This is a genomic window from Streptomyces sp. NPDC001568, from assembly GCF_042893755.1.
In the GTDB taxonomy this organism is placed as follows: domain Bacteria; phylum Actinomycetota; class Actinomycetes; order Streptomycetales; family Streptomycetaceae; genus Streptomyces.
Map to the genome: position 1 here is coordinate 453,953 of NZ_JBIAVF010000004.1, position 26,897 is coordinate 480,849.

A 26,897-nucleotide genomic window follows, 5' to 3' on the forward strand; every position below is an offset into this window, starting at 1 on the left:
CGCCCACCGTACGGCTCGACCCGCCGTGCGGTGCGCGCATCACCACCGCACCTCTTCTCCGTACCCCAGGGGGGACCCCTCATGGCCACCAAGAAGAACCTCACCGCCAACCGCTCCGGCGTCGGGCACAAGGTCCGCTACGCGTTGGGCAACCCGACCCGCATCGCCCCGTACGTCCGGCGGGCCGCCCGGGACGGCTGGCTGCGTTTCAAGCACCCCGACCACGTGGGGTACTACCGCGCCGTCATGGCCTCCGACACCGGCCGCAATCCGGAGGCGGCCGTCGGCAGCCAGAGCCACGACCGTTGGTTGGCGCTCGGCAAGATGCAGTTCGACTACCTGCTGGAGCACGGCCTGACGCCCCGGCACCGGATGCTCGACATCGGCTGCGGCAACCTGCGGGCCGGCTGGCGGTTCATCGAACACCTGGACGCGGGCCACTACTACGGCATCGACATATCGCCCGACATCCTCATCGCGGCCAAGCAGACCCTGACGGGACGCGGTCTCCAGGCCAAACTGCCGCACCTCACCATCACCCAGGACCTGACCCTGGACTTCCTGCCCGACCACCACTTCGACGTGGTGCACGCCCACAGCGTCTTCTCGCACTCGCCGCTGCACATCATCGACGAATGCCTCGCCCACGTGGGACGGGTGCTCGCGCCCGGCGGCCGGTTCGACTTCACCTTCGACCGTACCGAGGGCGTCGAACACCAGGTCCTGCGCGAGGACTTCTACTACCGCACGCGGACCCTCGTGGACCTCGCGGCCAAGCACGGTCTGCGGGCCCGCTTCATGGAGGACTGGGAGCACCTCGGCCACGGCCAGTCCAAGATCCGCGTCACCGCTGCCTGACCGGCGGCCCCGGGAAGCCGCCGCAACGGCTTCCCGGGGCGGCCCGGGCGGGCGCCCACCTCGCGGAGTGCTCAAAGGTGCGTGATACGAGACGATTTCGAGCAACTTCCTTCAAGTGGACGCTCGGGGCCGCTATGTTGCCGGGAGCATGCCAAAGCGGTGTGTCCGCGATCCGGACCGCACGAGGAGCTGCCCGATGACACCGAGCACCAGGCGCGACCGGCACGACCCCCCACCCCCACCGCCACCCCCGCACCGGACCGCCCGATCCGGCCGCCCGGCCCGCCGTCGGGCCCCGCTCAAGGCCCTGTCGGCCGCCGCCCTCGCCGTCGCGGCACTCGCCGCCGTCGGCCCGGCCACCGCCCGCGCGGCGGGACCCGATCCGGCCCGGTCCGTGAGCGCCCCCACGGTGACGGCGGGGAACGTCACCGGGTTCACCCGGGCCGGAAACACCTTCACCATCAGCACGTCCAGCGGGGCCAAGGCCCGGGTGACGGTCGCCCGCGCCGACATATTCCGGATCAGGATCTCGCCCGACGGGTCCTTCACCGACGACCCGGCCGGCTCCGACCTCGCGCCCACCACCGACTTCGGCCCGGTGGACGCCGAGTCGACCGACGCCGGCGGGCACCACCGGATCACCACCGGAGCCGTGTCCATCCGCGTCGAGAAGTCACCCCTGCGGTTCTCCGTCTACCGCGCCGACGACTCCACCCTCGTCTGGCAGGAGACCCGGCCCACCAGCTGGGGCGGCGGCAGGACCACCCAGTACCTGGCCCGGGGAGCCGACGAGCAGTTCTACGGCACCGGCCTACGGCTCGGCGAATGGGCACTGCGCGGCAAGACCGTTCCCGTCGCCGTGGACAACAAGTGGCGTGAGAACGACAATGCCAGCCCGGCCCCCTTCTACATGTCGACCAACGGCTACGGCGTCATGCGCAACACCTGGGCCCCCGGCTCGTACGCCTTCGACGCGCCCACCGCCCTCACCCACGACGAGGACCGCTTCGACGCCTGGTACTTCACCGGGGACTCCCCGAAGTCCGTCCTCGACGCGTACACCGACGTCAGCGGCAAACCGTTCATGGCGCCCCTGTGGGGCTTCGAACTCGGCAACGCGGACTGCTTCAACGCCTCCAACCCCGACTACCAGGGCAGGCACGACCGCCTCCGGCACCAGAGCACCCCCGACGTCATCGGATACGCGACCGACGCCCGCGCCGCCGACATGCCCTCGGGCTGGTTCCTGCCCAACGACGGCTACGGGTGCGGCTACACCGCCCCCCTGAAATCCACCGTCGACGCGTTGGCGGCCAAGGGGTTCCGGACCGGCCTGTGGACGTCCACGGGGCTCGGCTCCATCGCCGACGAGGTCGCCGGGGCCGGCAGCCGCGGGGTCAAGACGGACGTCGCGTGGATCGGCAGCGGCTACAAGTACGCCTTCGACGGGGTCCGGCAGGCCGTCGAAGGCATCGAAAGGAACTCCGACGCCCGCCGCTACGTCTGGACCGTCGACGGTTGGGCGGGCACCCAGCGCAACGCCGTCGTCTGGACCGGTGACACCCACGGCACCTGGGACGACATGCGCTGGCACGTCCCCGCCATCACCGGAGCCGGCCTCTCCGCCCTCAACCACGCCGCCGGCGACGTCGACGGCATCTTCGGCGGCAGCCCGAAGACGTACGTCCGCGACCTCCAGTGGAAGGCCTTCACCCCGGCCTTCATGACCATGTCCGGTTGGGGAGCCACCGGCCCGTCGGCCGGCTACCAGGACAAGCAGCCCTGGCGGTTCGCCGAGCCGTACCTGTCCATCAACCGCAAGTACCTCCAGCTGAAGATGCGGCTGATGCCCTACCTGTACACGATGAGCCGCGTCGCCCACGAGAGCGGGGTGCCCAGCACCCGCGCCCTGGTCCTGGAGCATCCCGACGACCCGGTGGCCCGCGGCAACGCCACCAGCGGACAGTTCATGGCCGGCGACTCCTTCCTGGTCGCCCCCGTCGTCTCCGACACCTCGGTCCGCGACGGCATCTACCTGCCCGCGGGGACCTGGACGGACTACTGGAGCGGGAGGACCTACGCCGGGCCGGGCTGGTTGAACGGCTACCGGGCGCCCCTCGACACCCTGCCGCTCTTCGTGAAGGGCGGCGCGATCGTCCCGATGTGGCCGCAGATGAACCACACCGGCGAGAAGCCCGTCTCCACCCTCACCTACGACATCCACCCGCGCGGGACCTCCACCTTCAGTCTCTACGAGGACGACGGCCTGACCCGGGCCCACGAGTCGGGCGCCTTCGCCCGCCAGCGCGTGGACGTCACCGCCCCCGCGACGGGAACCGGCACGGTCACCGTCGCCGTCGGCGCCCCCACCGGCCAGTACACCGGCAAACCCGCTTCGCGCGGCTACGAGTTCAGCCTGCACGTGGCCTCCGCACCCACCGCCCTCACCGTGGACGGTGCCCCCCTGGCCCGCCTCACCGACAAGAGCGCCTACGACGCCGCCGCGACGGGCTGGTTCTTCGACCCGGCCGACCGCGCCGGCATCCTGTGGGTCAAGTCCGGTACGAAGGCGGGGGCGTTCACCGTCACCGCCGCCGGGGTGGCCGTCCCGACGGCCGATCCGGTGCCGGCCGGCTCGCCACCCCTGGACCCGTCGCGGTGGAGCCTGGTCTCCGCCGACAGCCAGGAGACCGGCGCCGAGAACGGGTCCGCGCGCAACGCCTTCGACGGCGACCCCGCCACGCACTGGCACACGGCCTGGTCCGCCGGCGCGCCGGCCGCGCTGCCGCACGAGATCGTCCTCGACCTCGGAGCCCGCCACACCGTCGACGGGCTCGGCGTCCTGCCCCGCCAGGACGGCGGCGTGAACGGCCGGATCGGCGGCTACGAGGTGTACGTCTCGGACTCCACCGCCGACTGGGGCACCCCGGCGGCCACCGGCGCCTTCGTCGACGGCGCGAGCGCCCAGAACATCGCCCTCGCCCCCCGGACCGGCCGTTACCTCCGGCTCCGGGCCCTCACCGAGGCCGCCGGCCGCGGCCCCTGGACCAGCCTCGCCGAACTCACCCTGACCGGTCGTCCGGCACCGCTCCCGGCCGACGTCACCCTCGTCAACGCCGCCTCCGCCCGCTGCGCGGACCTCCCGCACAGCGCCACCACCCCCGGCACCGAACCCACGCTGTACTCCTGCCACGGCGGCCCGAACCAGCGCTGGACGCCGCATTCCGACGGCCGCCTCACCGGCCTCGGCGGGGTCTGCCTCGACGGCGCCGACCCGGCGAAGGTCACCGTACGGGGCTGCGACGGCAGTTCCGGCCAGATCTGGCGTACCGCCCCGGACGGCAGCCTGCGCACCGCCGACCAGTGCCTCACCCCGGCCGGGTCGGGCACCGCCAACGGCACCCGGCTCACCCGGGCCGCCTGCACCGGCGCCGCCGCCCAGCGCTGGACGCTCACTCCCTGACCCGTCGTGCGCGGGGTTCTGTCCGGCCCCCCACGCCGGGCAGAGCCCCGCGCACGACGCCCGCCGGGCCGGAGCGGCCCGGGAGCAACGCCGCGGCCGGCAGCCCGGTCGCGGCGAGCGCGGCGAGTACGGCGAGCGTGCGACCCGCGGCGTCCGTCGCGGCGGGTACCGGGCCGGCGGCCCCGGCGCCCGCACCCGCCGCGACCGCGATGCCCAGGGCCGGGCCGACGTTCATCGCCGTCTGCTTCAGCCCGCCCACCACCCCCGCGTACCCGGGCGGGGCGTCCCCCACGACCGAGGCGGTGGCGGTGACCATCACGGCGGTGAACCCGGCGCCCAACACCCCGAACGCCACCGGCCCGCCCGAACCCAGTGCGGCGATCCCGGTCACCACCAGCGCCGTCCCCGCCAGGGCCGTGCGCCGCGGGCCCAGCCGGCGCAGCGCGAGCCCCGCCACCGGCGCCCCGGCGACCATCAGCGCCGTCATCGGCAGCACCCGCAGACCCGTCTCCATCGGGTCCAGCCCCCGTACGTCCTGCAACAGGAACGTCGCCGTGAACAGCGCGCCGAACATCCCCGCCGAGACGGCCATCAGCAGCGCCATCGAAGCCGCCACCGGCCTGGAGCGGGCCACGGCGGGCGGCACCAGCGGGCGGAAGCCGCGCCGTTCGCGCCGTACGAACAGGGCCCCGAGTCCGGCCGCAGCGCCGCATCCGAGCAGGGTGCCCGGCGCCGTCCAGCCGGATTGCGCCGCCCCGGCCAGCGCGTGCACCGCCGCCGCGACGGCCGCCGCGAGCAGCGTCGGGCCGGCCACGCCCATCGGGGTCCGGGTCGTTTCCGGCGCGGTGGGGACCCGTACGGCCGCCGCCGCGACGGCGATGACGACGGCCACCGGCACGTTCACCAGGAACACGGCCCGCCAGCCCCACTGCGCGACGATCACCCCGCCGAGCAGCGGCCCCGCCGCCGCGGCCAGACCGATCGCGCCGGTCCGCACCGCGATCGGCGTGCTCAGCCGCTCCGGCGGGTGGGTGAGCCGCAGCAGCGCGAGCGTGGCGGGCTGCAGCAGCGCCCCGAACAGCCCCTGGACGGCCCGCAGGGCGATGACCCAGCCGACGTCGGAGGCGAGCGCGATCCCCGCCGAGGCCGTGGCGAAGCCCAGTACGCCGGTGAGCAGCAGCCGGACGTGCCCGTACCGGTCGCCCAGCCGGCCGGCGATCACGAGGAACGCCGCGACGGTGAGCAGGTAGGCGGTACTCGTCCACTGCACCTGGGCCGCGCTCGCCCCGAGGTCCTGACGCAGCGCGGGTTGGACCACGATCAGGACGGTGCCGTCGAGGGCGACGAGCATCGCCGCCGCCACGCTGACCAGGAGCGCGAGCCGCCTCCTCATGCCGGCTCCGGCCCGAGGTGCGCGTCCAGGGCGGCGGCGACGAGCCGCTCGACGCCGGCCTGCGGGCCTCCGTCGAGAACGAGCGGCAGGCTGCCCGTCGCCCACAACTGGGCCACGCCGTGCAGGTTGGCCCACAGGGCGGCGGCGCTCACCTCGGGATCCGGTGCCCCGCACCGGGCGACCAGGGAGACGAGCAGGGCGAACAGCGGCAGGGTCGCTTCCCGCAGCCTCGGCCCGTCGTCCGGTTCGCCGGTGCTGTCGAGCAGGTCGTGACGGAACATCAACTCGAACATGCCGCGGTGCTCCAGCGCGTGGTCGACGTATGCCGTCGCGAGGGCCCGTACCCGCTCCCGAGGGGCCCGACCCGCGGTGTCCCCGGCCGCGAACCGGGCTCCGAGATCGGCGAAGCCGCGGCGGGCGATGGCCGACAACAGGGCCCGGTGCGTGGGGAAGTGGCGCCGCGGCGCGCCGTGCGAGACCCCGGCCCGACGGGCGATCTCCCGCAGCCCCAGGGCTCCGCTCCCCTCGGTCGTGAGGAGTTCCACTCCGACGTCGATCAACCGCTCGCGCAGCGGGCTTCCGGGTTCCATGGACACTGTCTACCAGCCGGTAGTAGACAGTGTCTACCCCCTGCTCCCGACTCTCCAACTGCCCCGACTCAAGCGGAAGGTTGACATCCGTCCCCTCCCTCCGCCACCCTTTCACTAGTTAATTAGTGAAAGGGTGGTGATGGGGCGTGCTGGAGTACCGCATCGACCGGCGCAGCGGCATGGCCACGTACCTCCAGATCGTCCAGCAGACCAAACAGGCCCTGCGCCTGGGCCTGTTGGAACCGGGCGACAAACTGCCCACCGCGCGCGAGGTCGTCGAAGCGACCGCCATCAACCCGAACACGGTCCTCAAGGCCTACCGGGAGTTGGAGCGCGAAGGCCTCGTCGAAGCACGACGCGGCATGGGCACCTTCGTCCGCCGGACCCTGGGTGCCGCGCCCGCCGGATCGCCCCTGTGGGAGGAACTGGCCGACTGGGCGCGGCGCGCCGGTGAGGCGGGCCTCGCGCGGGACGACGTGGCCGCCCACTTCACCGCGGCACTCGACGAACACTTCAAGGGGGACGACGCGTGAACGACATGGCGATCGAGGCGGAAGGCCTCGGCCTGCGCTACGGACGGAAGGGGACCTGGGCCCTGCGCGACTGCTCCTTCCGGCTCCCCGCGGGCCGGGTCTGCGCGCTCGTGGGCCCCAACGGCGCGGGAAAGTCCTCCCTCCTCACGCTGGCGGCCGGCCTGGAACGCCCGACCGAGGGCGCCATCAACAGCTCCGCCTCCCGCGAGACGCTGGCGTACGTGGCCCAGGACAAGCCCCTGTACCCGCAGCTCACCATCGGCGAGACCCTGCGCATGGGCCACGAACTCAACCCCGACCGCTGGGACGCCGCGAAGGCGGCACGCATCGTCGAAGCCGGCGGACTGCGCGAGGACACCCGCGTACGGACGCTCTCCGGAGGTCAGCGCACCCGCGTGGCCCTCGCGCTCGCCCTGGCCAAGCGGCCCACGCTGCTCCTGCTGGACGAACCGATGGCCGACCTCGACCCCCTCGCCCGACAGCAGCTGATGGGCGTCCTCATGGGCGACGCCGCCGAGAACGGCACCTCCGTGGTGATGTCCTCGCACATCCTCACCGAGCTCGAAGGGGCCTGTGACCAGCTGCTCCTCGTCGACGGCGGCCGGATCCGGATCTCCGGTCCCATCGAGGACGTCATCACCGCCCACAGCCTGCTCACCGGCCCCGCCACGGCCGCCGACGAACTCGCCGCGCACACCGTCGTCGAATCCCGCACCACCGGCCGACAGCTGATCAGTCTCGTGCGGCCGGGGGGCCCGGTCGACACCGACACCTGGCACGCGGCGCACCCGACCCTGGAGGAACTCTTGCTCGCGCATCTCCGCGCCCCCGACGCCCCGCCCCTGGCGCTCCAGCCTTCCGGCGCCGAGGCGGTGCGGGGATGAGCGTCCTGACCCTGAAGGGCCCCCACTGGGTCACGGTCCGCCAACACCGGCGCGCCCTGTGGGCCCTCCCGGCCGCCGTCGCCGCGTGCCTCGTGGCCGCCGTCGCCCTGCGCGTGCTGTCCTCGCCGCGGGGCACCCTGGATCCGAACATCTGGTACGACCTGCGGCCCAGCGCCCTGGAAGGCGCCGGGCGCGGCATGCTGATCCTGCCGGTGCTGATCGCCGCGTTCGTGGCCGGCCCGATGCTGGCCCGGGAGACGGAGAGCGGGACGTACCGGCTCGCCCTCACGCAGTCGACGACGCCGAAGGCCTGGCTGGCCTCCAAGGTCTCGGTCGCCGCGGTGGTGTCGGCGGCCTGCGCGGCCGCCATGATCGGGGTGTACCGCTTCGGCTGGGCCCCGGTGGCCGGTGCCTACCAACTCTCCTGGGCCGACCGCGGCACCTACGAGGCGACCGGACCGGTCGTCGTCGCCTACTGCCTGCTCGGCGTGGGCGTCGGAGCCGTCGTCGGGCAGTGGATCCGCCGTACCCTGCCCGCCCTGCTCGTCGCCGGCGCCGTCACGGGCCTGGTGGTCGTGGTGTTCGGATTCCTGCGCTGGTCCGTCCTCACCCCGGTGACGCTCACCACCCCGCTCACCGAACGGCCGGAAACGGGAGTGCCCCGATCGGCGTTCCTGATGGAATCCGGCCTCCTCAAGGCCACGGGCGAGCGCATGCCCGAATGGGCCTGCACCAGCCCGTCCGGCGGCCTCGGCCCCTGCGCCGCGGACCTCCGGGTCACCGGCCGGTACGTCGACTACCACCCGTACGCGCACTACTGGCTGACCCAACTCATCGAAAGCGCCGCCGTCCTGACCCTGGCGGCCCTCGCCCTCCACGCCGCCTTCCGCGTCCTGCGTGCCCGCCGGGGCTGACGCCGGCACCGGGCCGTACGCGTCGAGCCGCCCCGGCGGCCGGCCGCGTACGGCCCGCCAATCCGTTGGCGGCCGCCCCGCCGGATGGGTGATCATGCACGCCATGACCACAGAATCGACCCACGCATCGGCTTCGGGGACCTGGAAGCTCGGCGACCTCGAGATCAACCGCATCGGCTTCGGCGCGATGCGCCTGCCGCAGAACGGCGCCGCCCTGCGCGCCGACGCCGTCTCGGGGGACCGCGACCGCGCGATCGGCGTCCTGCGCAAGGCGATCGACCTCGGCGTCAACCACATCGACACCGCGACGTTCTACTTCTCCCCGCTGCGCTCCGCCAACGAGCTGATCAACAGCGCCTTGGGCGGCCCCTACCCGGACGACCTGGTCATCGCCACCAAGGTCGGTCCGGGTCGCGACCTGTCCGGCGAATGGACCGCCCACGCCGGCCCCGCGCAGCTGCGCGGCCAGGTCGAGGAGAACCTGCGCCAGCTCGGCCGGGACCACCTCGACGTGGTCAACCTGCGCATCCTCGGCACCGATTCCGTCGCCGAACGCTTCGGCGTCCTCGCCGACCTCCGTCAGGCCGGACTCATCCGGCACCTCGGCGTCTCCAACGTCACCCCCGAACAGCTCGCCGAAGCCCGGGCCATCGCCCCGGTGGTCTGCGTGCAGAACCCGTACGGCATAGGAATGCGGCCCGACCAGGACGAGTTCGTACGCTTCTGCGGCGAGCAGGGCATCGCGTTCGTGCCGTTCTACTCGATCGCCACCACCGGACGCGAGGGCGGCGCGAGCGGCGCCGAGAGCGAGGAGGTGCTCACCGTCGCGCGGGCGCACGGCGCGAGCGCGGCCCAGGTCCGCCTGGCCTGGACCCTGCACCGCGGCCCGCACGTGCTGGCCATCCCCGGTACCGGCAACCCGGACCACCTCGTCGCCAACGTCGCGGCGGGCACCCTGCGCCTGACCGAGTCCGAACTGGCCCTGCTGGAGGGCCTCCACCGGCGCGACGCCTGATCAACCCGGCCCCGGGGCGCGGGGTGTCGGTGGTCCGTGGTGGGATGAGCGGGCTCTATTGTCGTGAACCTGCTGGGAGATCACCCTCATGCCCGTGTACCCGTCGCTGACCCATGCCTTGGCCGAGGCCCTGGTCGACGTGCTCCGCTTCGTCGAGGACAGCGAGGACGAGTCCATGGACGCGGACGACGCCGTCAAGGTCCTGGAGGGCGTGGCCCACCTCGTGGGCGAGCTGTCGGCCGATCAGCGCGGCGAACTGGGCGACCTGCTCGGGGCGATGGCCGAGGCCGAGGTCGACCCCGTGCGCCGCGAGTTCCTGGAGGAGTTCCCCGAGGGCTTCGGACTCCTCGACGACTGACCTCGGACGCCACCGGGCCGGGACGAGCCGGCTTCCGGCCGGTCCCGCCCGGGAGGCGAGGGTCGCCAGGCCGGGCCTGCGGCACAATCGGCGGATGAGCGAAGAAGCCCCCAACGACCCGTACCTCTGGCTGGAGGACGTGACCGGCGAAGCGGCCCTCGACTGGGTCCGGGACCGCAACGCCGAAACCGTGGCCGCGCTGACCACCTCTCCCGGCTTCAAGCCGCTGGAGCAGGACGTGCGCGAGGTCCTCGACGACGACGGCCGGATCCCGTACCCGGTCCGCCGAGGCCGCCACCTCTACAACTTCTGGCAGGACGCCGACCACGTCCGCGGGATCTGGCGGCGCACCACCCTGGAGGAGTACCGCACCGAGCACCCGGCCTGGGAAACCGTCCTCGACCTCGACGCGCTCGCCGACGCCGAGGGCGAGAAGTGGTCCTGGGCGGGCAGCCGCGTCCTGGCCCCCGACCACCGGCACGCACTGCTGCTCCTCTCGCGCGACGGGGCGGACGCCAGTGTGGTGCGCGAATTCGACCTGGAGGCGAAGGAGTTCGTCGAAGGCGGCTTCGAGGTCGCGGAGGCCAAGACCCGCATCGGCTGGATCGACCACGACCACGTCTGGATCGGCACCGACTTCGGCCCCGGCTCGATGTCCCCGTCCGGCTACCCGCTCCAGGCCCGACGCTGGCGCCGCGGCACCCCCCTCGACCAGGCCGAACCCGTCTACACCGGCGAGCCCACGGACCTTTCCGCCAGCGCCTGGCACGACGACACCCCCGGCTTCGAAAGGGACTTCGTCCACCGCCAGATCGACTTCTGGAACCAGCGGCTGTTCCTCCTGCCGCAGGGCGGCGACGCCCCGCCCCTGCGGATCGACGTACCCGACGACGCGCACGCCTCGGTCCACCGGCAGTGGCTGCTGGTCACCACCCGCTCGCCGTGGCTCGGCCACGACCCCGGCAGCCTCCTGGCGTTCGACTTCGACGCCTACCTGGCCGGCGCGCGCGAGCCCGCCGTCCTGTTCACCCCCGACGAGCGCACCGCCCTCGCCGACTTCAGCTGGACCCGCAACCACCTCATCCTCAGCATCCGCGCCGACGTCTGCTCCCGCATGGAGCTCCTCACCCCCGGCCCGGACGGCTGGCGGCGCGGCCCCCTCGCCGGGGTGCCCCCGCTGTCCACGGCGTCCGTCGTGTGCACCGACCCCGACGTCGGCGACGAGTACTTCCTGAACGTCTCCGGGCACCTCCAGCCCTCCACCCTCCACCGCGGCACCGCGGGCGCCGACGACGGCGGCGAGAGCGTCAAGCGGGGCCCGGCCCTCTTCGACACCGCCGGCCTCGCCGTCAGCCAGCACTTCGCCGACTCCGCGGACGGCACACGGGTCCCGTACTTCGTCATCGGTCCCGAGGACCGTCCCGGCCCCGGCCCCACCCTCCTCTACGGGTACGGCGGCTTCGAGATCTCCCTCGCCCCGCACTACAGCGCCGTCACCGGCCGGACCTGGCTGGCGCGCGGCGGCACGTACGTCGTCGCCGGCATCCGCGGCGGCGGCGAGTACGGGCCCGCCTGGCACCAGGCCGCCCTCGGCGCCCACCGCGTCCGCGCCTTCGAGGACTTCGCCGCCGTCGCCCGCGACCTCACCGCCCGCGGCATCACCACCCCCGCCCAACTGGGCATCGAGGGCGGCAGCAACGGCGGCCTGCTGATGGGCGCCGTCCTCACCCGTGACCCCGAGCTGTTCGCAGCCGTCGTCGCCCACGTACCGCTCCTGGACATGCTCCGCTTCCACAAGCTCCTCGCCGGGGCCAGCTGGGTCGCCGAGTACGGGGACCCCGACGACCCCGCCGACCGGCCCCACCTGGAGCGGATCTCCCCGTACCACCGGATCCGGGCCGAGGGGCCGCCGTACCCGCCGCTCCTGCTGCTCACCTCCACCCGCGACGACCGCGTGCACCCCGGACACGCCCGGAAGATGGCCGCCCGACTGCGGGAACACGGCCACCCCGTCCTCTTCCACGAACACCTCGGCGGCGGCCACGCAGGCGCCACCGACCACGCCCAGACGGCCTTCAACGAAGCCCTCGTGCACACCTTCCTGTGGGAGCGGCTCACCCCCGGGCACTGAAACCCCGGCGCGCTGCCCGGCCCGTCCGCCGCCGCGGCTGGTGGAATGGGCGGACCGGCGGCCCGCACGGGGTCGTCCCACGGGCGGAGGCACTGTGTCGGAACGCGACGGCGCGCACCCCCACCCGGGCTCCGGGCCGTCCCGCGACCCGGATGACGGGCCGCACGTCCCACCCGCCGTCACCGAGGCCCTCGACGCGATCGGCACGACCGACGACGAACGCACCACCTGCCGCGAACTGGCCGCGTTCGTGCTCCGCACCCTGGGCGACGCCGCCGCCGTCGACCTGACCGTCGACGGCGTCACCGAACGCGTCGCCGTCGCCGGGGCCGCCCACCTGCTGCGCGCCCCCCTGCGCGCCGTGCGGCCCGCGGTCCGGGCCGTCGACGGCGGACACCCCATGCGCAGCTGGACCCAACGCCCGGGCCGCGCCCCGGTGCACGGCCTGTCCGTCGCGCTCGCCCGGCAGGGAACCTCGTACGGGACCCTGCTGGCCGTGCGCTCCGGGACCGGGTTCACCGACGCCGAAGCGGCGGCCCTGCACTTCGCCGCCCGGGTCGCCGCCGTCCACGTCCGCCACGCCCGGCGGCTCGCCGCCACCGAGAGCGTCGCGCTGAACCTCCAGCGGGCCCTCGTCGCCGACCCGGGCCGGCCGCACCCCAACCTCCTCGTCGCGGGCCGCTACCTGCCCGTCGGGACGAGCGCCCTCGTCGGCGGGGACTGGTTCGAGACCGTACGGCTGCACTTCGGCCGGACCCTGCTCGTCGTCGGCGACGTCATGGGGCACGGCCTCGACGCGGCGGTGGACATGAACGCCTACCGCTCCACCCTCCGCGAGGTCGCCTCCACCGACCTGCCCCCGCACCGGGTGCTGCGCCAGCTCGACTCCCTCGTCGCCGAGGACGCGGCGCGCCGACCCGCGACCTGCCTCCTCGTACGGGTCGACCCGGCGCGCGGCACGGCCGTGTACGCCAGCGCCGGGCACCTGCCGCCCGCGCTGTTCGGGGCGGACGGGATCGGCCGGCTGGTCGACGTCCCGGTGGGACCGCCGCTGGGCACCGGCCTCGGCGGCTACGAGTCCGTGGCCCACCCGCTCGGCGAGGAGGACACCCTGCTGCTGTACACGGACGGGCTCGTCGAGCGGCGCGGGGAGGACATCGACACCTCCCTGGACCGGCTCACGGCCCTGCGGATCCCGGCCGGCGGGGGAGTGGCCCAGGTGGCCGACGCCGTCGTGGCCGGACTCGACGCACGGCACGCGGAGGACGACGTGGCCGTCCTCGCCGCCCGCATCAGGGCCCGCACCCCGCACGCCTGACCGGGGGCCGACCGACCTACGGCAGGGCGCGGGCGATGAGGAGGGCCACGTCGTCATGGGTGTCGGGGCGGCGCAGGGCCGACAGCAACAGGTCGCAGGTGTCCTCCAGCGGGCGGTGCGGGCCCGCCAGCAGGTCGGTGAGGGTGAGCAGCCGGGTGTCGATGTCCTGGTCACGGGTCTCGACCAGGCCGTCCGTGTAGAGGACCAGCTCGTCACCGGGGCCGAGGGTCACGCTCGTGGTGTGGAAGGGCACCCCGCCCACCCCCAGCGGCACCGCGGTCCTCAGCCGCAGCAACCGCGGATGACGGCCGGGGCGCAGGTGCACGGGCGGTAGGTGCCCGGCCGTCGAGATGTGGCACTGGCGGGTGTGCGGATCGTAGACGCCGTAGACACAGGTGGCCATCGCCTCACCGAGGTCGGCGGTCGCCGCGTCGAGGTGCGTGAGGACCGTCGCGGGCTCCAGTCCGAGGCGGGCCAGCGCCCGGGCCGTGGCGCGCAGCTGTCCCATGGTGGCGGCGGCGTTGATGCCGCTGCCCATCACGTCGCCGACGACCAGCGCGGTCCGGTCCCCGGGGAGCGGGACGACGTCGAACCAGTCGCCGCCGGTCTCGTCGGCGGCCCCGGCCGGCTGGTAGCGGTAGGCGATCTCCAGGCCCGGGGCGGTGCGGGGGTCCTGCGGCAGCAGGTGGCGCTGGAGGGCGAGGGCGGTGTGCCGCTCGCGTTGGTACCAGCGGGCGTTGTCGATGGACACGGCCGCGTGCGCGGCGAGTTCGGAGGCGAGCAGGACGTCGTCCTGTCCGAAGGGCGCGGAGTTCCGGGTCCGCTTGAGGTCGAGGGCGCCGAGGACCTGCCCGCGGGCGATCAGCGGGACCGCCAGGTAGGAGTGCAGCCCGGCCGCGCCCAGCAGGCGGGCCGCCTCCTCGTTCCGTGCGATGCGCGGCAGGTCCGCGGGCAGCACCCGCGGCACGAGGACCGGCCGGCCCGTGCGGACGCAGCGGGTCACCAGCCGGCCGGGACCGTACAAGGTGACCTCCCCGACGGGGTCGGCGGCGTCCTCGGCCGGATTGCGGTAACCCGACTTCAGGGCCAGCGCGCGGAACCGTACGGAGCCGTCCCGCAGCGCCTCGCCGGGCCGGGTACCCGCCAGGATGGTGTCCAGCACGTCGACGGCGGCGATGTCGGCGACCTCCGGGACGACGACGTCGGCCAGTTCCCGGGCGGTGATGTCCAGGTCCAGGGTGGTGCCGATGCGGACGGAGGCGTCCGCGATCAGGGACAGCCGGCGCCGGGCGTGCGCGGCGGACACGGCCGTGCGGTGCTGTTCGGTGACGTCCACGACCGATACGGCGACCCCGATGGTCCGGGAGGCCTGGTCGTCGAGCCGGTAGATCGACACCAGCCAGGCGTGCTCGTCCCCGCTGTTGCCCGGGATCCGGCCGGTGGTGAACTCGTCGAGCATCGGCACGCCGCTCTCCATGACGCGGCGCATCCGTGCCTCGATGGTCGAGGCGCCGAGGAAGGGCAGGACCTCCCCGATCCGTCGGCCCAGGTGCTGGTCCGCCGGTACGCCGTTGATCCGCTCCAGGGCGGGGTTGATCAGGACGTAGCGCAGGTTCGTGTCGAGGACGGCCAGGCCGATGGGGGACTGGTCGACCAGCCGCAGCGAAAGGGCCAGGTCCCGCTCCACGCGCCGCAGGGTGGCCTGCTCGGACGCCAGGCCGAGCGCGTACCGCCGGCCGCTCTCGGCTTCCAGCCGCATGTTGCGGAACTCCACGACCACGGACCGGCCGTCCCGGTGCCGTATGGGGAACGACCCGGCCCAGGCGCCCTCACCGGTCATCACGTGGGCGAACAGGGCCAGCACCTCGTCGCGCCGGCCCTCCTCGACCAGGAGCTGCGCCGCGTACTGGCCCAGGGCCTCGTCGGCGGTGTACCCGAAGAGGGTCTCGGACTGTGGGCTCCACAGCCTGATCCGGCCCTGGTCGTCCAGGACGACGGAGGCCACGCCGAGGACGTCGAGCAAGCCTCCAGCTGTCGCCGCCCCCACCAGGGGGCCGGCGGCAGGCTGAGGGGAGTCCTCCTCGGCCATGACCGGCCTCCTCGTCCAGGGCGCGTGCTTCCATGCTGCGGCCCCGGGGGCCGGCCTGCGAGCCGGTCGTGGCGGGCGGGGTGTCGCGGCGGTGCGGGGTGCGGGGGTTCCGGGAGCCGATCGGAGCCGGTCGCCCGGTCCGCTCCGAGGCCGTTTCCGGGTCCGATGCCGGGCAGGGGGCGGTCCTGCCCGGGACCGGGAGTGGTCAGCGGAAGAGCATGGAGGCGCCGCCGGCCGGGGTGGCCACGGAACCCGGGCACAGGAAGCTGCCCGAGGCCTTGGTCGCGGTGAACGGCTGGTTCACGTACTTCCGGGTGGTGCCGTCGCGGTCCCAGACGATGTTCGTCGCCCTGTAGCGACAGGTGATGAAGCTCGCCTGCCCGGTGATGTCGATGAGGTCGGCCCGGGCGGTGGCGGCGGCGTCGTCGAAGGTGAACGCCGGGTTGTTGTTGAGGGTGGCCTTGATGCCGCCGTCGCAGGCGAGGTTGCCGCCCGGCTTGTTGATGGTGGCGCGGTCGACCGTGAGGGCGGCGGGCGGTTCGGCGCTGGTGCTCGCGTTGGTCCAGGTGCAGGTGTTGCCCGCGACGACGATGACGCCGTCGACCTTCCGGTCGGCGGCGCCGCCCGACGCCGCGGCGGTGGTGGCGGCGCCGACCGTGGCCGCGACGGCCACCATCGTCACGGCGAATTTCGCGAGGTGCTTCATGTCGCTCCTCCTTGACACGTCCTTGTGGGGGTGTGGCGCGAGGGCGGTGCGGAGTGCGGAGTGCGCACTGCCGTGCACTGCAGTGCGTGCGCCAGGGAGATTCCCACAGGGGTCTTGAGATGTCATGAGCACAACATGGATTGGCCGGAACTGGGCCGCCGCGGCGGGTGGCGGGGAAGGGCTGCCCCGGAGAGCCGACGGGCGACGGTCAGGGCAGGTCGGACGGGATCGGCCCGGTCTCGGCCTCGTAGACGTGCGGGTCGTCGCCCTGCCACTCCAGCAGGGTGGAGTCCTCACCCAGCACGAGCTCGTCCGGGTCGGGCACCTCTGCGCGGCGCAGGAACTCGATCACGTCGCGGTCCTCGTGCGCGACACCGAGGGCCGTCTCGCCCGCCGGGGTGCGCAGGGTCACCCGACGACCCCCGGAGGGTGAGATGCGATGTACGACGATCGGGGCGTGCTCCATCCCCCCACCCTCCCGCCGCGCTCCCGCACCCGCATCCCGACACCGCCCGACCCCCGGCACGGACCGGCGGGTCATGCCCCGCCGGAGCCCTGTCGCGCGAGGCCGGCCCGGGCCGTGCCGCGGATCCGCTTCGTGCGGCCCTGCTCGGCGAGCAGGGCGAGGGCGTCCGGGTCCGCCGCGCCGGCGGCTTTGAGTTGCAGCCAGTCGGAGGCGCCGAGCAGTGCGTTCGGCTGCCAGGGCTGCCGCAACGCGATGGCGCGCAAGAGGGTCCATTCCCGTAGGCGCCCGGTCAGGAAGGGGACGGGGGCGGCGGCCGGGGCGATCGAAGCGGCCCATGGATCCCAGGCGGGTCCGTGGTGGAGTTCGGTGGCCCGGCGGTCCAGGTGCCGTACGACGGCGGAGCAGGCCATCACCGGGTCCGGGTCGGTGAGCACCTCGATGATCAGGTCGACCTCGTCGGCGTCGTCGACCTGCTCCAGCGCCCGCAGGTGTGCCGCGAACCGCAGGTGCTCGGCCGGCTCCCGCGACGGGTCGTCGTCGTTCACGGGGCCGCTCGCCGGCGGTCCCGGTCGTTCCGCGACCACGCGATGCCCGTTCCGGAGGCTGTCACCACGAGCTGTCGCCGGTCGGGTGGAGGAAGGCCGCGGCGATCTCGCGCACGCGGTCCAAGGTGATCCCCGTCCGTTGCTCGACGGCGAGGGGATGGTCGGTGCGCTCCAGTTCGACGGAGGGGCGCCGGCCGATCGGGCGGGTGTGGACGTGGGTCTTCAGGTTGAGGGTGGTGTGCGCATAGGGCCGCAGGTCGGTGGTGAGCCAGCCGAAGTACGGGCTCTCGGACTCCCGTCCCGGCGTGTTCCACAGGTCCGCCGTGCGGGAGAAGTTCTCCGGGCTGAGGGAGACCCACACGCCCCAGGAGAACACCTCGGCGCTGCCGATGACCGGTATCTCGATCATGCCCTTGACGAAATAGTGCTGTGCGTTGATCACGCACTGTTCCGAGGAGAGCAGGCAGCCCTCCGCGTCGGCGAACGCCGCGTCCCACACCGCCGGCGCCGGCGCCGTGTAGTTCATCGGCAGCTCGGCATGGTGCGCGCCGCAACGGGCGCAGGTGAATCCGAGATCATCGCTCATGCCACCGAGCCTAGTGACCGCCCCTGCCGCCCGGGGACGCACCCGCCCGGTCCGCCGAGCCGTCCGGGCCCGGGGGCACCGGGCGTGGCAGGCTGGGGGCATGTGCGGCCGATACGTATCCACCCGGGGCCCCGAGGACCTGACCGGACTGTTCGGGGTCACCCGGCGGGAGGGCGACCTCGTGGTCCCGCCCAGCTGGAACGTCGCCCCGACCGACCCGGTGTGGGCGGTGCTGGAGCGCGCGGACCGCGACAGCGGCCTACTGGAGCGGCAACTGCGTCCGCTGCGCTGGGGGCTGGTGCCGTCCTGGTCGAAGGCCCCGACCGGCGGGGCCAGGTTGATCAACGCCCGGGTCGAGACGGTCGAGGAGAGGCCCGCCTACCGGCGGGCGTTCGCCAAGCGCCGCTGCCTGTTGCCCGCCGACGGCTTCTACGAATGGCAGCCCGTCGCGGCCACCGAGCGGGCGAAGGCGTACAAGCAGCCGTACTTCATCCGCCCCGAGGACGGCGCGGTCATGGCGATGGCCGGCCTGTACGAGTTCTGGCGCGACCCCGCGGTCGCCGACGCGGACGACCCGGCCGCCTGGTGGGCGACCTGCACCGTCATCACCACCGAGGCCACCGACGCCGCCGGTCGCATCCACCCCCGGATGCCACTGGCCCTCGCCCCCGCCGACTACGACACCTGGCTCGACCCCGGCCACCAGGACCCGCACGCCCTGCGCGCCCTCCTGGTGGCCCCGTCCGGCGGCCGGCTGGACGTACGCGCCGTGTCCACCGCCGTGAACAACGTCCGCAACAACGGTCCCGAGCTGCTGGCCGACGCGTAGGACGACCGGCTCCGGGGGCCGTCGCCGTCCCTCAGCGGCAGCACAGCACCGGGACGTGCTGGACCAGGTTGTTGCCGAAACCCCCGCGGTTCCAGGGCTGCTCCAGGGGCTGGGCGCGCCCTTCGGCATCGGTGGCGCGGGCCGTGAGGGTGTGGGCGCCGGGCGTCGCCGTCCAATCGCAGTGCCATGCCTGCCAGGCCCACCCGCCCGGCTCCCGTTCCGTCAGCCGGGCCCGTACCCAGGACGTACCCCCGTCCGCGCTCACCTCGACCCGTACGACGGGGCCGCCGCCCGACCAGGCACGCCCCTCCAACCGCACCGGGCCCGGCCGCACGACGCGGACCCGTGACATGAAGTCCGGAAAGCCCGGCGGAACCATCAGGGCCCTCGGCAGGATCCGGGTGACGGGAACCCCGGGGTCGTCGGGGAGGTCGCCGGCCTGCCGGTACCGGTAGGCGACGCTCTGCTGGAAGCCGGTGAACGGAACGTCGGTCAGGGTGATGTCCCGCAGCCACTTCACGTGCGCCATGCCGTACCAGCCCGGCACGACCAGCCGCAGCGGATACCCGTGCTGCGGTGGCAGGGGTCCCCCGTTCATCGTGTGGGCGACCAGCACCGGCGGCTCCTCGCCGGTGGCCACCCCCAACGGCAGACTGCGTCGGTAGTCCTGCTCGACGCCCCGCTCGACCCCGTGATCGGCGCCCGTGAAGACGGCTTCGACGGCTTCCGGCAGCACCCCGGCCTCGGCGAGTACCGTCCGCAGCGGTACGCCCGTCCAGTCCGCGGTGCCCACCGCCTCGACCAGCCACGGCTGGCTCACGGGCCGGGGCGAGAGCCGGGCCCTGCCGTTGCCCGCGCACTCCATCGTGACCCGGTGCGTGACCGCGGGCAGGGCGCGCAGCGCCGACAGGTCCAGCTCCAGCGGCGTACGCACCAGACCGCCCACGGACAGCCGCCAGGTGTCCTCGTCCGCCGGCGGTATGTCGTAGTGCACCAGTACGTAGTGCAGCCCGGCCGGGGTGACCTCGTAGCGCAGCGCCTCCAGGGGGAGCCCGTGGTTGCGGGCGGCCAGCGCGAGCTCCTGCCCGCTGATGTCCTCCCCGTCGTCCGCGATCCGCCCCGGGGTGCTGACATCACTGAGGGAGCCCTCCATCCCCCCATCGTCGCGCGGGCCAAAGGGTTCGGCACCTCGTCGTCGAAGCCCTAGGGTGGCGGTCCGACGGAGGGGAGCCGCATGAGTGCGGGATCAGGGTTCGACCGGGAACGCGCCCGGGTGTTCGGGGAGGCCGCCGAGCTGTACGACGCCTCCCGACCGGGCTACGCGGACGCCCTGGTCGCCCGGGTGCTGGACTACGCGTCCCTGGGCGGCCGACCGGCGCTGGAGATCGGCGCGGGGACCGGAAAGGCGACGGTGCCGTTCGCCGAGGCGGGCGCCGCGCTGGTGTGCGTCGAGCCCGACCCGCGCATGGCGGCGGTCCTGCGCCGCAACACCGCGCACCTGCCCGCGGTCCGCGTCGAGGAGGCCGCCTTCGAGCAGTGGCAGCCGCGGGGCCGCCGCTTCGGGCTGGTCATCGCCGCCACCTCCTGGCACTGGGTGGACCCGGAGCGGCGCTGGGACCTCGTCCACGACGCCCTCGAACCGGGGGGAGCCGTCGCCCTGTTCTGGAACCCGCTGGGGGTGCGCGACCGGGAACTGCACGCCGCGCTCGCCGAGGTCGACGCCCGCCACGGGATGACGGAGGCCCCGCACGCGACCCTGGCCTCCTCGTACGGCGACGCCGTCGGGCAGCACCGGGCCGGGCCACCGGACTGGCCGGATGCGCAGTGTCGACGTGACGGGCGGTTCACCGAGCTGCGCTCGACCCGCTTCCGCGCCGACCGCGACTACGGCACACCCCGCTACCTGGGCCACCTCGCCTCGCTCTCCTGCTACCGGGTCCTGCCCCCGGCACGTCGCGAGGAACTGCTCGCCGACACCGGCCGGGTACTGGACGCGCACGGCGGCATCGGCCTCGTGGAGTTCGGCGACCTCTTCCTCGCCCGCAGGCGCTGACCCGGGTCAGCGCGGCGCGAGGGCCGTGACGAGCGCGTCGGCGTCCGTGAAGAGCCGGCCGTGCAGGCCGAGGGCCCGGGCGGCGTCGACGTTCTCCTGCCGGTCGTCCACGAAGAGGACGTCGTCCGGTTCGGCTCCGAGGGCCGACAGGCACCACCGGTAGGCGTCCGGTTCGGGCTTGGCGTGGCCGATGCGGCAGGAGAAGGCCCGCACTTCGAACCGCGCCAACCAGGGCTGGTGCCGTTCGTAGTGCACCGCGAGTTCCTCGGGGATGTTGGACAGCAGCGCGATCCGCCGCCCCGCGGCGGCGAGTTCACCGATCAGGTCGACCATCCGGTCGTCCACCGCGCTCCAACTCGCCACGTCCCGCGCGACGAGCCGGGCGGTCGTCCCCGCGTCGAACCGGGTACCGAGCGCGTCGGCCACCCGGTTCCAGTAGCCGGGACCGTCGACGTCACCGCGGTCGTAGTCGGGGCGCAGCGCCCAATAGGCCTCCCAGAAGGGTGCCGGGGCCACGCCGGCCGTCTCCGTGAGGCGCCGGCGGCCGGCCGCGGACTGATGGCGGGCGATGACCCCGAAGAGGTCGAAGAGCAGGATCGAGGACACCTCGTCGCACCTTCCGTACATCGAGGGCATCCGTCACACCTTCCGTACGGTGACACCGGCGGTGGTGAGCGCGTCCACGGCGTCCGCGGGAGCGGTCCCGTCGGTCACGACGGCGTGCAGCGCCCGGGCGGGCAGGACGTGCGCGAGCGCCGTGCGGGACAGTTTCGCCCCCTCGGCGACGGCGATGACCCGGCGGGAGGAGGCGATCGCGGCCCGTTTGACGGCGGCGTCGGCCAGGTCGTGGGCGGTGAGGCCGTCGGCCGCGGTCAGACCGCAGCAGCCGATGACGGCGGTGTCGAAGCGCAGCGCGGCGAGGGACGCCTCGGTGAGGGGTCCGGTCAGGGAGAGTTCGCCCCGGCGGGGTGCGCCGCCCGGCACCAGCAGCGTCAGCCGGGGTGCGTCGGCGAGGGTGTTGGCGGCGTGCAGGGACAGGGGCACGACGGTCAACCGGCGGTCGTGCAGGGCGCCGGCCACCTCCAGGCAGGTGGTGCCGCTGTCCAGGACGACGGACTCGCCGTCCGCGATCAGAGCGGCGACCTCGGCGGCGATGCGCCGCTTGGCCTCGGTCCCCTCCTGGGCGCGCAGCGCGAACGGGATCTCCTCACCGCGCAGCAGCAGGCTGCGCGCGCCGCCCCGGTAGCGCTCCAACACCCCCTGTTCGGCCAGCGACTCCAGGTCGCGGCGGATGGTCATCTCGGAGGCACCGGTGAGCTCGGCGAGCTCTGCGACGCTGCGTCGGCCGCTGTCGCGCACGGCGTCGGTGATCTGCCTCAGGCGGTCTGCACTCATACCCGAAGTGAACAGCAGAGATGTTCGAAAGGCAAGTATCGAACATCAATCATGTTTGTTATGTTCGATTGCATGGATACAGTGTTGCGCCGCGCAAGAGCGGCGACCTTCGTCTACTTCGCCCTGAACGGCTTCGTCATGGGGATGTGGATCGTCCACATCCCCGCCGTGGAAGCGAGCACCGGCATCGGACACGCACTGCTCGGCTGGCTCCTGCTGGTCCTCGGCGCCGGGGCCTTCGCCGGGATGCGGCTGGCGGGTCCGCTCACCGACCGGTTCGGTACCAGGACGGCCGTGCCCGTCGGCGCCGCCCTGTGCAGCGCCGCCCTCGTCCTGCCGGCGTTGGCCCGCGACGCGTGGACCCTGGGCGCGGCCCTGCTCCTCCTCGGCTTCGGCAACGGCTGTCTCGACGTCGGCATGAACACCCACGCCGTGCAGGTCGAGCGCGGGTACGGACGACCCGTCATGTCCGCCTTCCACGCCGCCTTCTCCGTCGGCGGGGTCCTCGCCGCCCTCGCCGGAGCCGTGGCGCTCGGCCGCGGCCTCGGTGTCGCCACCGCACTGGTCGCCACCGCTCTCGGCGGTGTCGCCGTCGCCCTCCTCGCCGCCCGCGCGCTCCTGCCCGCACCGCCCGCCGGACCCGCCGGGGCCGCGGCGGCCCCTGCGGCGCCGGCGGCCGTCGGCCGGGCCGGGCGGGGCGCGGGCCCACGGATCGGGGTGCTGGCGGCCCTCGCCTTCATGCTCATGCTGTGCGAGGGAGTCGCCAACGACTGGAGCGCCCTGCACCTGCGCGACGCCCTCGGCGCGCCCGCCGCCACCGCGGCCCTCGCCTACGCGGCCTTCGCCACCGCCATGACCGTGGGCCGCCTCGTCACCGACCGGCTCGCCGCACGGGTCGGACCCGCCGCGGTCATGCGCTACGGCTGCGCCCTCGCCGCCGTCGGTCTGGCCCTGGCCGTCGCCGCGCCCGGAGTCGGGCCCGCCCTGGTCGGCTGGACCCTCTTCGGGGCGGGTCTCGCCGGCAGCGTCCCGCAACTCTTCAGCGCGGCCGGACACGCGGAACCGGACCGCGCCGGCTCCAACGTGGCCCGTGTCGCGGGCCTCGGGTACCTGGGCATGCTCGCCGGGCCCGCCGTGATCGGGCCCCTCGCCCACCTCGTCTCCCTCGACCTGGCCCTCCTGCTGCCCGTCCTCCTCTGCGCGGTCGCCGCCCTCGCGGCCCGGACCCTGCGCGAGCCGCCGGCCCCCGGTGCCCCCCGGACGCCCGCCGCACGGGAGCCGTTGCCGGAGCCGGGCGTTGATCGTTCGTGTGGCTGACGGGGCGGTCGCGCGATCGGGCGGCCGTGGGTGCGCGAGGCGAGCGGAGTGGTCGGGTTGCGGGTCGAACGAAGGACGGTACTCCGGGCGGCACCGGTGAGCGCCCTCGCGGCGCTGCTCGGCCGGGCCCCGGCCGGGGCCGCGGAGGCCGGCTCCACCCGGGCCGAACCGGCGGGCGCCCCCGGACCCGAAACGGCGGCGGTGGTGGTGGCGGCCACCGCCGGATCACGGATCCGGCTGCGCTTCACCCGGGCCACCAACGGCGCGGCGACCGCCACCGCCGACGGGCGGCACGTCGTGGCCGAGGTGCAGAACGTCCTCTGGTCGCTCCCGCCGGACGGCTCGCCCGCCACCGCCCTCACCCCGCCCGACCTGGAACCCGGACGACCCGTGTTCTCCCCGGACGGCCGCCACGTCGCGATGAGCGCCTACCGCGGCGGCGCCTTCCACATCTGGGTGATGCGCGCCGACGGCTCCGACCTGCGCCGGATCACCGACGGCCCCTTCGACCACCGCGCCCCCGCCTGGTCCCCCGACGGCCGCACCCTCGCCTTCTGCTCCGAACGCGGCGGCGACCCCGTGGCCGGCTGCCCGTACCGCATCTGGACCGCCGCCCTCACCGGCGGCTCCCCGCGCCGCCTGACCGGCGTGCCCGGGCAGGACGGCCCCGGCCAGGACGGCGCCTGGGAGGACTTCGACCCGGTCTGGTCGGCGGACGGCTCCCGGGTGTTCTTCGTCCGCGCCACCGTCACGGGGGAGACCCTGACCGCCCGCACCCTCGCCTCCGTCGCGGCCGACGCCACGGGCCCCGTGCGCACCGAACACACCGTCACCGAAGGCGGCCTGCTCGCCCCGGCGCTCTCCCCGGCCGGGCGCACCGCCTGGCTCCGCGCCGCCCCCGGACCCCGCAAGGCCGAACTCCACACCCTGTACGTGGACGGCCGGCCCGTCGCCCTCGACGGCGACCTCGCCCCCGCGCCCCCGCGCTGGATCGGCGACGACCGGCTCCTGATCACCCTCGACGGCCGGTTCCGGACGATCCGCCCCCACCACGACCCCGTCGGCCGGGAACACCCCCTCGACGCCACCCTCGAAGTGACCCGGCCCCGCTACCGGATCAAGCAGTACGCCCTGGAGGCCGACAGCCGCCGCCGGGTGCTCGGCCTCCACCTGCCCAGCCTCTCGCCCGACGGCCGCAGCGTCGCCTTCGCCGCCCTGAACGCCCTCTGGATCGCGCCCGTCACCACCGGAATCCCGCGCAGGATCGTCCGGGCACCCGTCACGGCCTACGTCCAGGGCCCGGTATGGACCCCCGACGGCCGGGCCCTGATCTGGACCGACGACCGCGAGGGGCTGAACACCGTACGCCGCCGGGAACTCGCCGACGGCCGTGAAAGCGTCCTCACGCCCGAAGGCCGCGTCTACGGAACCCCCTCCCCGGACGGCGCCCGCCTCGCCGCCCTCGACCTGAGCGGACGGCTCGTCGTCCGCGACCTCGCCACCGGAACCGAGACCGCACCGGTCGCGCCCCTCGGCGGCGGCGGACTGCCCGGCCCGCCCAGCTGGTCGCCCGACGGACGGTACGTCGCCCTCTGCGACCGCAACCGCCTCAACCGGCGGTTTCGCGAGGGTCACAACCTCATCCGGATCGTCGACACGACCACCGGCGCGGACCGCCTCCACGCACTGGCCCCGCACGCCTCCCTGTCGGACCGTTACGCCTCCGGCCCGGTCTGGTCACCCGACGGACGCTTCCTCGCCTGCGTCGGCGAATCCGCCCTCTGGCTGCTGCCCGTCACCCCCGACGGCACCCCCGCCGGACCCGCCCGCCGCATCACCGACGAGAGCGCCGACCACCCCTCCTGGTCCGCCGACGGCCGCAAGCTGCTCTACCAGAACGGCAACCGGCTGCGCCTGCTCACCCTCGACGCGACGGGCACGCCCGACGGGCCGTCCCGCACCGTCCCCGTCGCCTTGGACCACCGGCGCCCCGCACCCGTCGACACGGTCGTGCACGCCGGCCTGCTCTGGGACGGCACCGGGTCCGCGCCCCGCGCCGACGTCGACGTCCTGATCCGGGACGGGCGGATCACCGGCGTCGAACCGCACCGGCCCGGCCGCCGCGCCGCGCGGGGCGTCGACGCCTCCCGCGCCACCGTCCTGCCGGGCCTGTGGGACTCCCACGTCCATCCGTACCCGTACACCTACGGCGCCCGTCAGGGCCTGCTGCACCTCGCCTACGGCGTGACCACCACCGTCTCCCTCGGCGGCTCCGCCCACGAACAGGCCCGACTGCGCGAGGACATCCGCGCCGGCCTGCTCCGCGCGCCCAGGCTGTTGGCCGGCGGGGAGCTCCTCGACGGCTCCCGGGTCGCCTACAGCATGGGGCGCGCCCACCGCACGCGGGCCGGGTTCGCCCGCTCCCTGGCCCGCGCCGAGGCCCTGGACTGGGACTTCGTGAAGACCTACGTCAGGGCTCCGTACGAACTGATGGCCGAGGCGGCCCGGTTCGCGCACGAGCGGCTCGGCGTCCTCGCCGGCTCCCACCTGTGCGCCCCGGGCATCCAGAGCGGCCAGGACCTGACGACGCACCTGGTGGCCACCGAACGCGCCGAGCACGGCCACGGCGCGACCCCGCGCGGCCACACCTACCAGGACACCGTGGAGGTCTACGCCCGCGGTGGCTTCGACCTGATCGCCACCCCGTTCACGGCCCTCCCGCTGATCGGCGCCGATCCGGCACTGGCCGCCGACCCGCGCGTCACCGCCCTGATGCCGCCCTGGGACGTGGCGGCCGTCCGGGAGGCGGCCGGGCGTCCGCCGAGCGCGGACCAGTACGACGTGCTGGAACGGGAGGTCGCCGCCTACCGGGACGTCCTCGCGGGCGGCGGCCGGGTCGTCCTCGGCACCGATGCCCCGCTCACCCCGGTCGGCCTCCACCTCCACCTCGGTCTGCGCGCCCTGCACCGGTACGGGCTGTCCCCGGCCGAGGCCCTCACCACCGTCACCCTCGCCCCGGCCCGCACGTTCGGCGTCGCGGACCGGCTCGGCACGGTCGAGGCCGGCAGGATCGCCGACCTCACCGTCATCGACGGGGACCCCTTCGCCGACTTCGACGACCTGGTCCGCGTCCGGGCGGTGGTGAGCGGCGGAACCGTCCACGACCGCGCCGAGCTCGAGGCGTCCGCGACCGCCCGGCGCGCGGCCGGCCCGGCCGCCCCGCCCGAGGACGGTTGGCGGGCCGTGCTGGACCAGATGCGCCGCGACGGTTGCTGCCCCCCGCACGAGCCCTCCCCGTGAACCCGACATGACGGCCGCCCCGCCCGGCCGGCCCCGCGCCGGCCGTCGCCTGTGGGCCGAAAGCTTGGTCGTTCGTGTCGGTGCCGGGGCCTGCGCGCGGCGTCCGGCACCGTGCTCGGTGGGCGGCCGTCCGCGTGCGACGGTCCACGAACGC

23 protein-coding genes are annotated in these 26,897 nt (G+C 74.3%); 13 read left to right on the forward strand and 10 right to left on the reverse strand.

All coding sequences use genetic code 11. The features are described 5' to 3' along the window. Window positions 1–81: 81 nt before the first annotated feature. Together ACFY0I_RS10160 and ACFY0I_RS10165 are read left to right on the forward strand one after the other, a co-directional pair. Complete coding sequence (locus ACFY0I_RS10160; RefSeq protein WP_388892712.1) at window positions 82–858, forward strand: class I SAM-dependent DNA methyltransferase; 777 nt, start codon at window positions 82–84, stop codon at window positions 856–858. A gap of 196 nt (window positions 859–1,054) precedes the next feature. Beyond that, window positions 1,055–4,321 (forward strand): TIM-barrel domain-containing protein, encoded by a 3,267-nt coding sequence (locus ACFY0I_RS10165; protein ID WP_388892714.1) that lies wholly within the window; start codon window positions 1,055–1,057, stop codon window positions 4,319–4,321. Here the strand turns inward: ACFY0I_RS10165 and ACFY0I_RS10170 are convergent. Both ACFY0I_RS10170 and ACFY0I_RS10175 read right to left on the reverse strand, forming a co-directional pair. After that, window positions 4,311–5,714 (reverse strand): MFS transporter, encoded by a 1,404-nt coding sequence (locus ACFY0I_RS10170; RefSeq protein ID WP_388892716.1) that lies wholly within the window; start codon window positions 5,712–5,714, stop codon window positions 4,311–4,313. The genes ACFY0I_RS10165 and ACFY0I_RS10170 overlap by 11 nt on opposite strands. Beyond that, on the reverse strand, window positions 5,711–6,304 hold the full coding sequence (locus ACFY0I_RS10175) for a TetR/AcrR family transcriptional regulator (protein ID WP_388892718.1): 594 nt from the start codon (window positions 6,302–6,304) through the stop codon (window positions 5,711–5,713). Before ACFY0I_RS10175 ends, ACFY0I_RS10170 begins: the two co-directional genes overlap by 4 nt. Before the next feature lie 146 nt (window positions 6,305–6,450). Here ACFY0I_RS10175 and ACFY0I_RS10180 point away from each other — a divergent pair, with 146 nt between their 5' ends. From ACFY0I_RS10180 to ACFY0I_RS10210, 7 genes are all read left to right on the forward strand, one after another. Continuing rightward, entirely contained in the window at window positions 6,451–6,837 is a 387-nt protein-coding gene (locus ACFY0I_RS10180) for a GntR family transcriptional regulator (RefSeq protein ID WP_388892720.1), read from the forward strand. Continuing rightward, entirely contained in the window at window positions 6,834–7,721 is an 888-nt protein-coding gene (locus ACFY0I_RS10185; protein ID WP_388892722.1) for an ABC transporter ATP-binding protein, read from the forward strand. Before ACFY0I_RS10180 ends, ACFY0I_RS10185 begins: the two co-directional genes overlap by 4 nt. After that, on the forward strand, window positions 7,718–8,635 hold the full coding sequence (locus ACFY0I_RS10190) for an ABC transporter permease subunit (RefSeq protein WP_388892724.1): 918 nt from the start codon (window positions 7,718–7,720) through the stop codon (window positions 8,633–8,635). Before ACFY0I_RS10185 ends, ACFY0I_RS10190 begins: the two co-directional genes overlap by 4 nt. 103 nt (window positions 8,636–8,738) lie before the next feature. Next, window positions 8,739–9,650, forward strand: coding sequence for an aldo/keto reductase (locus tag ACFY0I_RS10195; protein WP_388892725.1), 912 nt, complete (start codon window positions 8,739–8,741; stop codon window positions 9,648–9,650). An 88-nt stretch (window positions 9,651–9,738) separates the two neighbouring features. Continuing rightward, window positions 9,739–10,008, forward strand: a complete 270-nt coding sequence (locus ACFY0I_RS10200) for a hypothetical protein (protein ID WP_388892727.1) — start codon at window positions 9,739–9,741, stop codon at window positions 10,006–10,008. Window positions 10,009–10,102: 94 nt separating this feature from the next. Then, a complete protein-coding gene (locus ACFY0I_RS10205) occupies window positions 10,103–12,139 on the forward strand; it encodes a prolyl oligopeptidase family protein (RefSeq protein WP_388892729.1) in 2,037 nt (678 codons plus the stop codon). Between the two features lie 94 nt (window positions 12,140–12,233). Then, entirely contained in the window at window positions 12,234–13,457 is a 1,224-nt protein-coding gene (locus ACFY0I_RS10210; RefSeq protein ID WP_388892731.1) for a PP2C family protein-serine/threonine phosphatase, read from the forward strand. Between the two features lie 16 nt (window positions 13,458–13,473). Here ACFY0I_RS10210 and ACFY0I_RS10215 read toward each other — a convergent pair whose 3' ends face one another. The 5 genes from ACFY0I_RS10215 to ACFY0I_RS10235 form a co-directional block, all read right to left on the reverse strand. Next, the gene (locus tag ACFY0I_RS10215; protein WP_388892733.1) at window positions 13,474–15,546 is read right to left on the reverse strand and encodes a SpoIIE family protein phosphatase; all 2,073 of its coding nucleotides are present in this window, start codon (window positions 15,544–15,546) and stop codon (window positions 13,474–13,476) included. A gap of 205 nt (window positions 15,547–15,751) precedes the next feature. Continuing rightward, window positions 15,752–16,252 carry a hypothetical protein gene (locus tag ACFY0I_RS10220; RefSeq protein WP_388892735.1) on the reverse strand — a complete coding sequence of 167 codons (501 nt, stop codon included), beginning with the start codon at window positions 16,250–16,252 and terminating at the stop codon, window positions 15,752–15,754. A gap of 208 nt (window positions 16,253–16,460) precedes the next feature. Further along, on the reverse strand, window positions 16,461–16,718 hold the full coding sequence (locus tag ACFY0I_RS10225; RefSeq protein WP_388892737.1) for a hypothetical protein: 258 nt from the start codon (window positions 16,716–16,718) through the stop codon (window positions 16,461–16,463). Window positions 16,719–16,789: 71 nt separating this feature from the next. Next, window positions 16,790–17,263, reverse strand: coding sequence for a hypothetical protein (locus ACFY0I_RS10230; protein WP_388892739.1), 474 nt, complete (start codon window positions 17,261–17,263; stop codon window positions 16,790–16,792). Between the two features lie 61 nt (window positions 17,264–17,324). After that, entirely contained in the window at window positions 17,325–17,789 is a 465-nt protein-coding gene (locus ACFY0I_RS10235; protein ID WP_388892822.1) for a DUF2199 domain-containing protein, read from the reverse strand. Window positions 17,790–17,949: 160 nt separating this feature from the next. Here ACFY0I_RS10235 and ACFY0I_RS10240 point away from each other — a divergent pair, with 160 nt between their 5' ends. Further along, entirely contained in the window at window positions 17,950–18,678 is a 729-nt protein-coding gene (locus tag ACFY0I_RS10240) for an SOS response-associated peptidase (RefSeq protein ID WP_388892741.1), read from the forward strand. Between the two features lie 31 nt (window positions 18,679–18,709). Here ACFY0I_RS10240 and ACFY0I_RS10245 read toward each other — a convergent pair whose 3' ends face one another. Then, the gene (locus tag ACFY0I_RS10245) at window positions 18,710–19,831 is read right to left on the reverse strand and encodes a sulfite oxidase (RefSeq protein ID WP_388892743.1); all 1,122 of its coding nucleotides are present in this window, start codon (window positions 19,829–19,831) and stop codon (window positions 18,710–18,712) included. 81 nt (window positions 19,832–19,912) lie between these two features. On the opposite strand from ACFY0I_RS10245, the gene ACFY0I_RS10250 reads away from it, so the two are divergent. Then, entirely contained in the window at window positions 19,913–20,731 is an 819-nt protein-coding gene (locus ACFY0I_RS10250) for a class I SAM-dependent methyltransferase (protein WP_388892745.1), read from the forward strand. Window positions 20,732–20,737: 6 nt separating this feature from the next. Here ACFY0I_RS10250 and ACFY0I_RS10255 read toward each other — a convergent pair whose 3' ends face one another. Further along, window positions 20,738–21,367: an HAD family hydrolase gene (locus ACFY0I_RS10255; protein ID WP_388892747.1), complete on the reverse strand. Its 630-nt coding sequence runs from the start codon at window positions 21,365–21,367 to the stop codon at window positions 20,738–20,740. 3 nt (window positions 21,368–21,370) lie between these two features. Beyond that, window positions 21,371–22,126 carry a DeoR/GlpR family DNA-binding transcription regulator gene (locus ACFY0I_RS10260; RefSeq protein ID WP_388892749.1) on the reverse strand — a complete coding sequence of 252 codons (756 nt, stop codon included), beginning with the start codon at window positions 22,124–22,126 and terminating at the stop codon, window positions 21,371–21,373. Between the two features lie 72 nt (window positions 22,127–22,198). On the opposite strand from ACFY0I_RS10260, the gene ACFY0I_RS10265 reads away from it, so the two are divergent. Both ACFY0I_RS10265 and ACFY0I_RS10270 read left to right on the forward strand, forming a co-directional pair. Then, on the forward strand, window positions 22,199–23,443 hold the full coding sequence (locus tag ACFY0I_RS10265) for an MFS transporter (protein ID WP_388892751.1): 1,245 nt from the start codon (window positions 22,199–22,201) through the stop codon (window positions 23,441–23,443). A 96-nt stretch (window positions 23,444–23,539) separates the two neighbouring features. Continuing rightward, entirely contained in the window at window positions 23,540–26,743 is a 3,204-nt protein-coding gene (locus ACFY0I_RS10270; protein ID WP_388892753.1) for an amidohydrolase family protein, read from the forward strand. Window positions 26,744–26,897 lie beyond the last annotated feature (154 nt).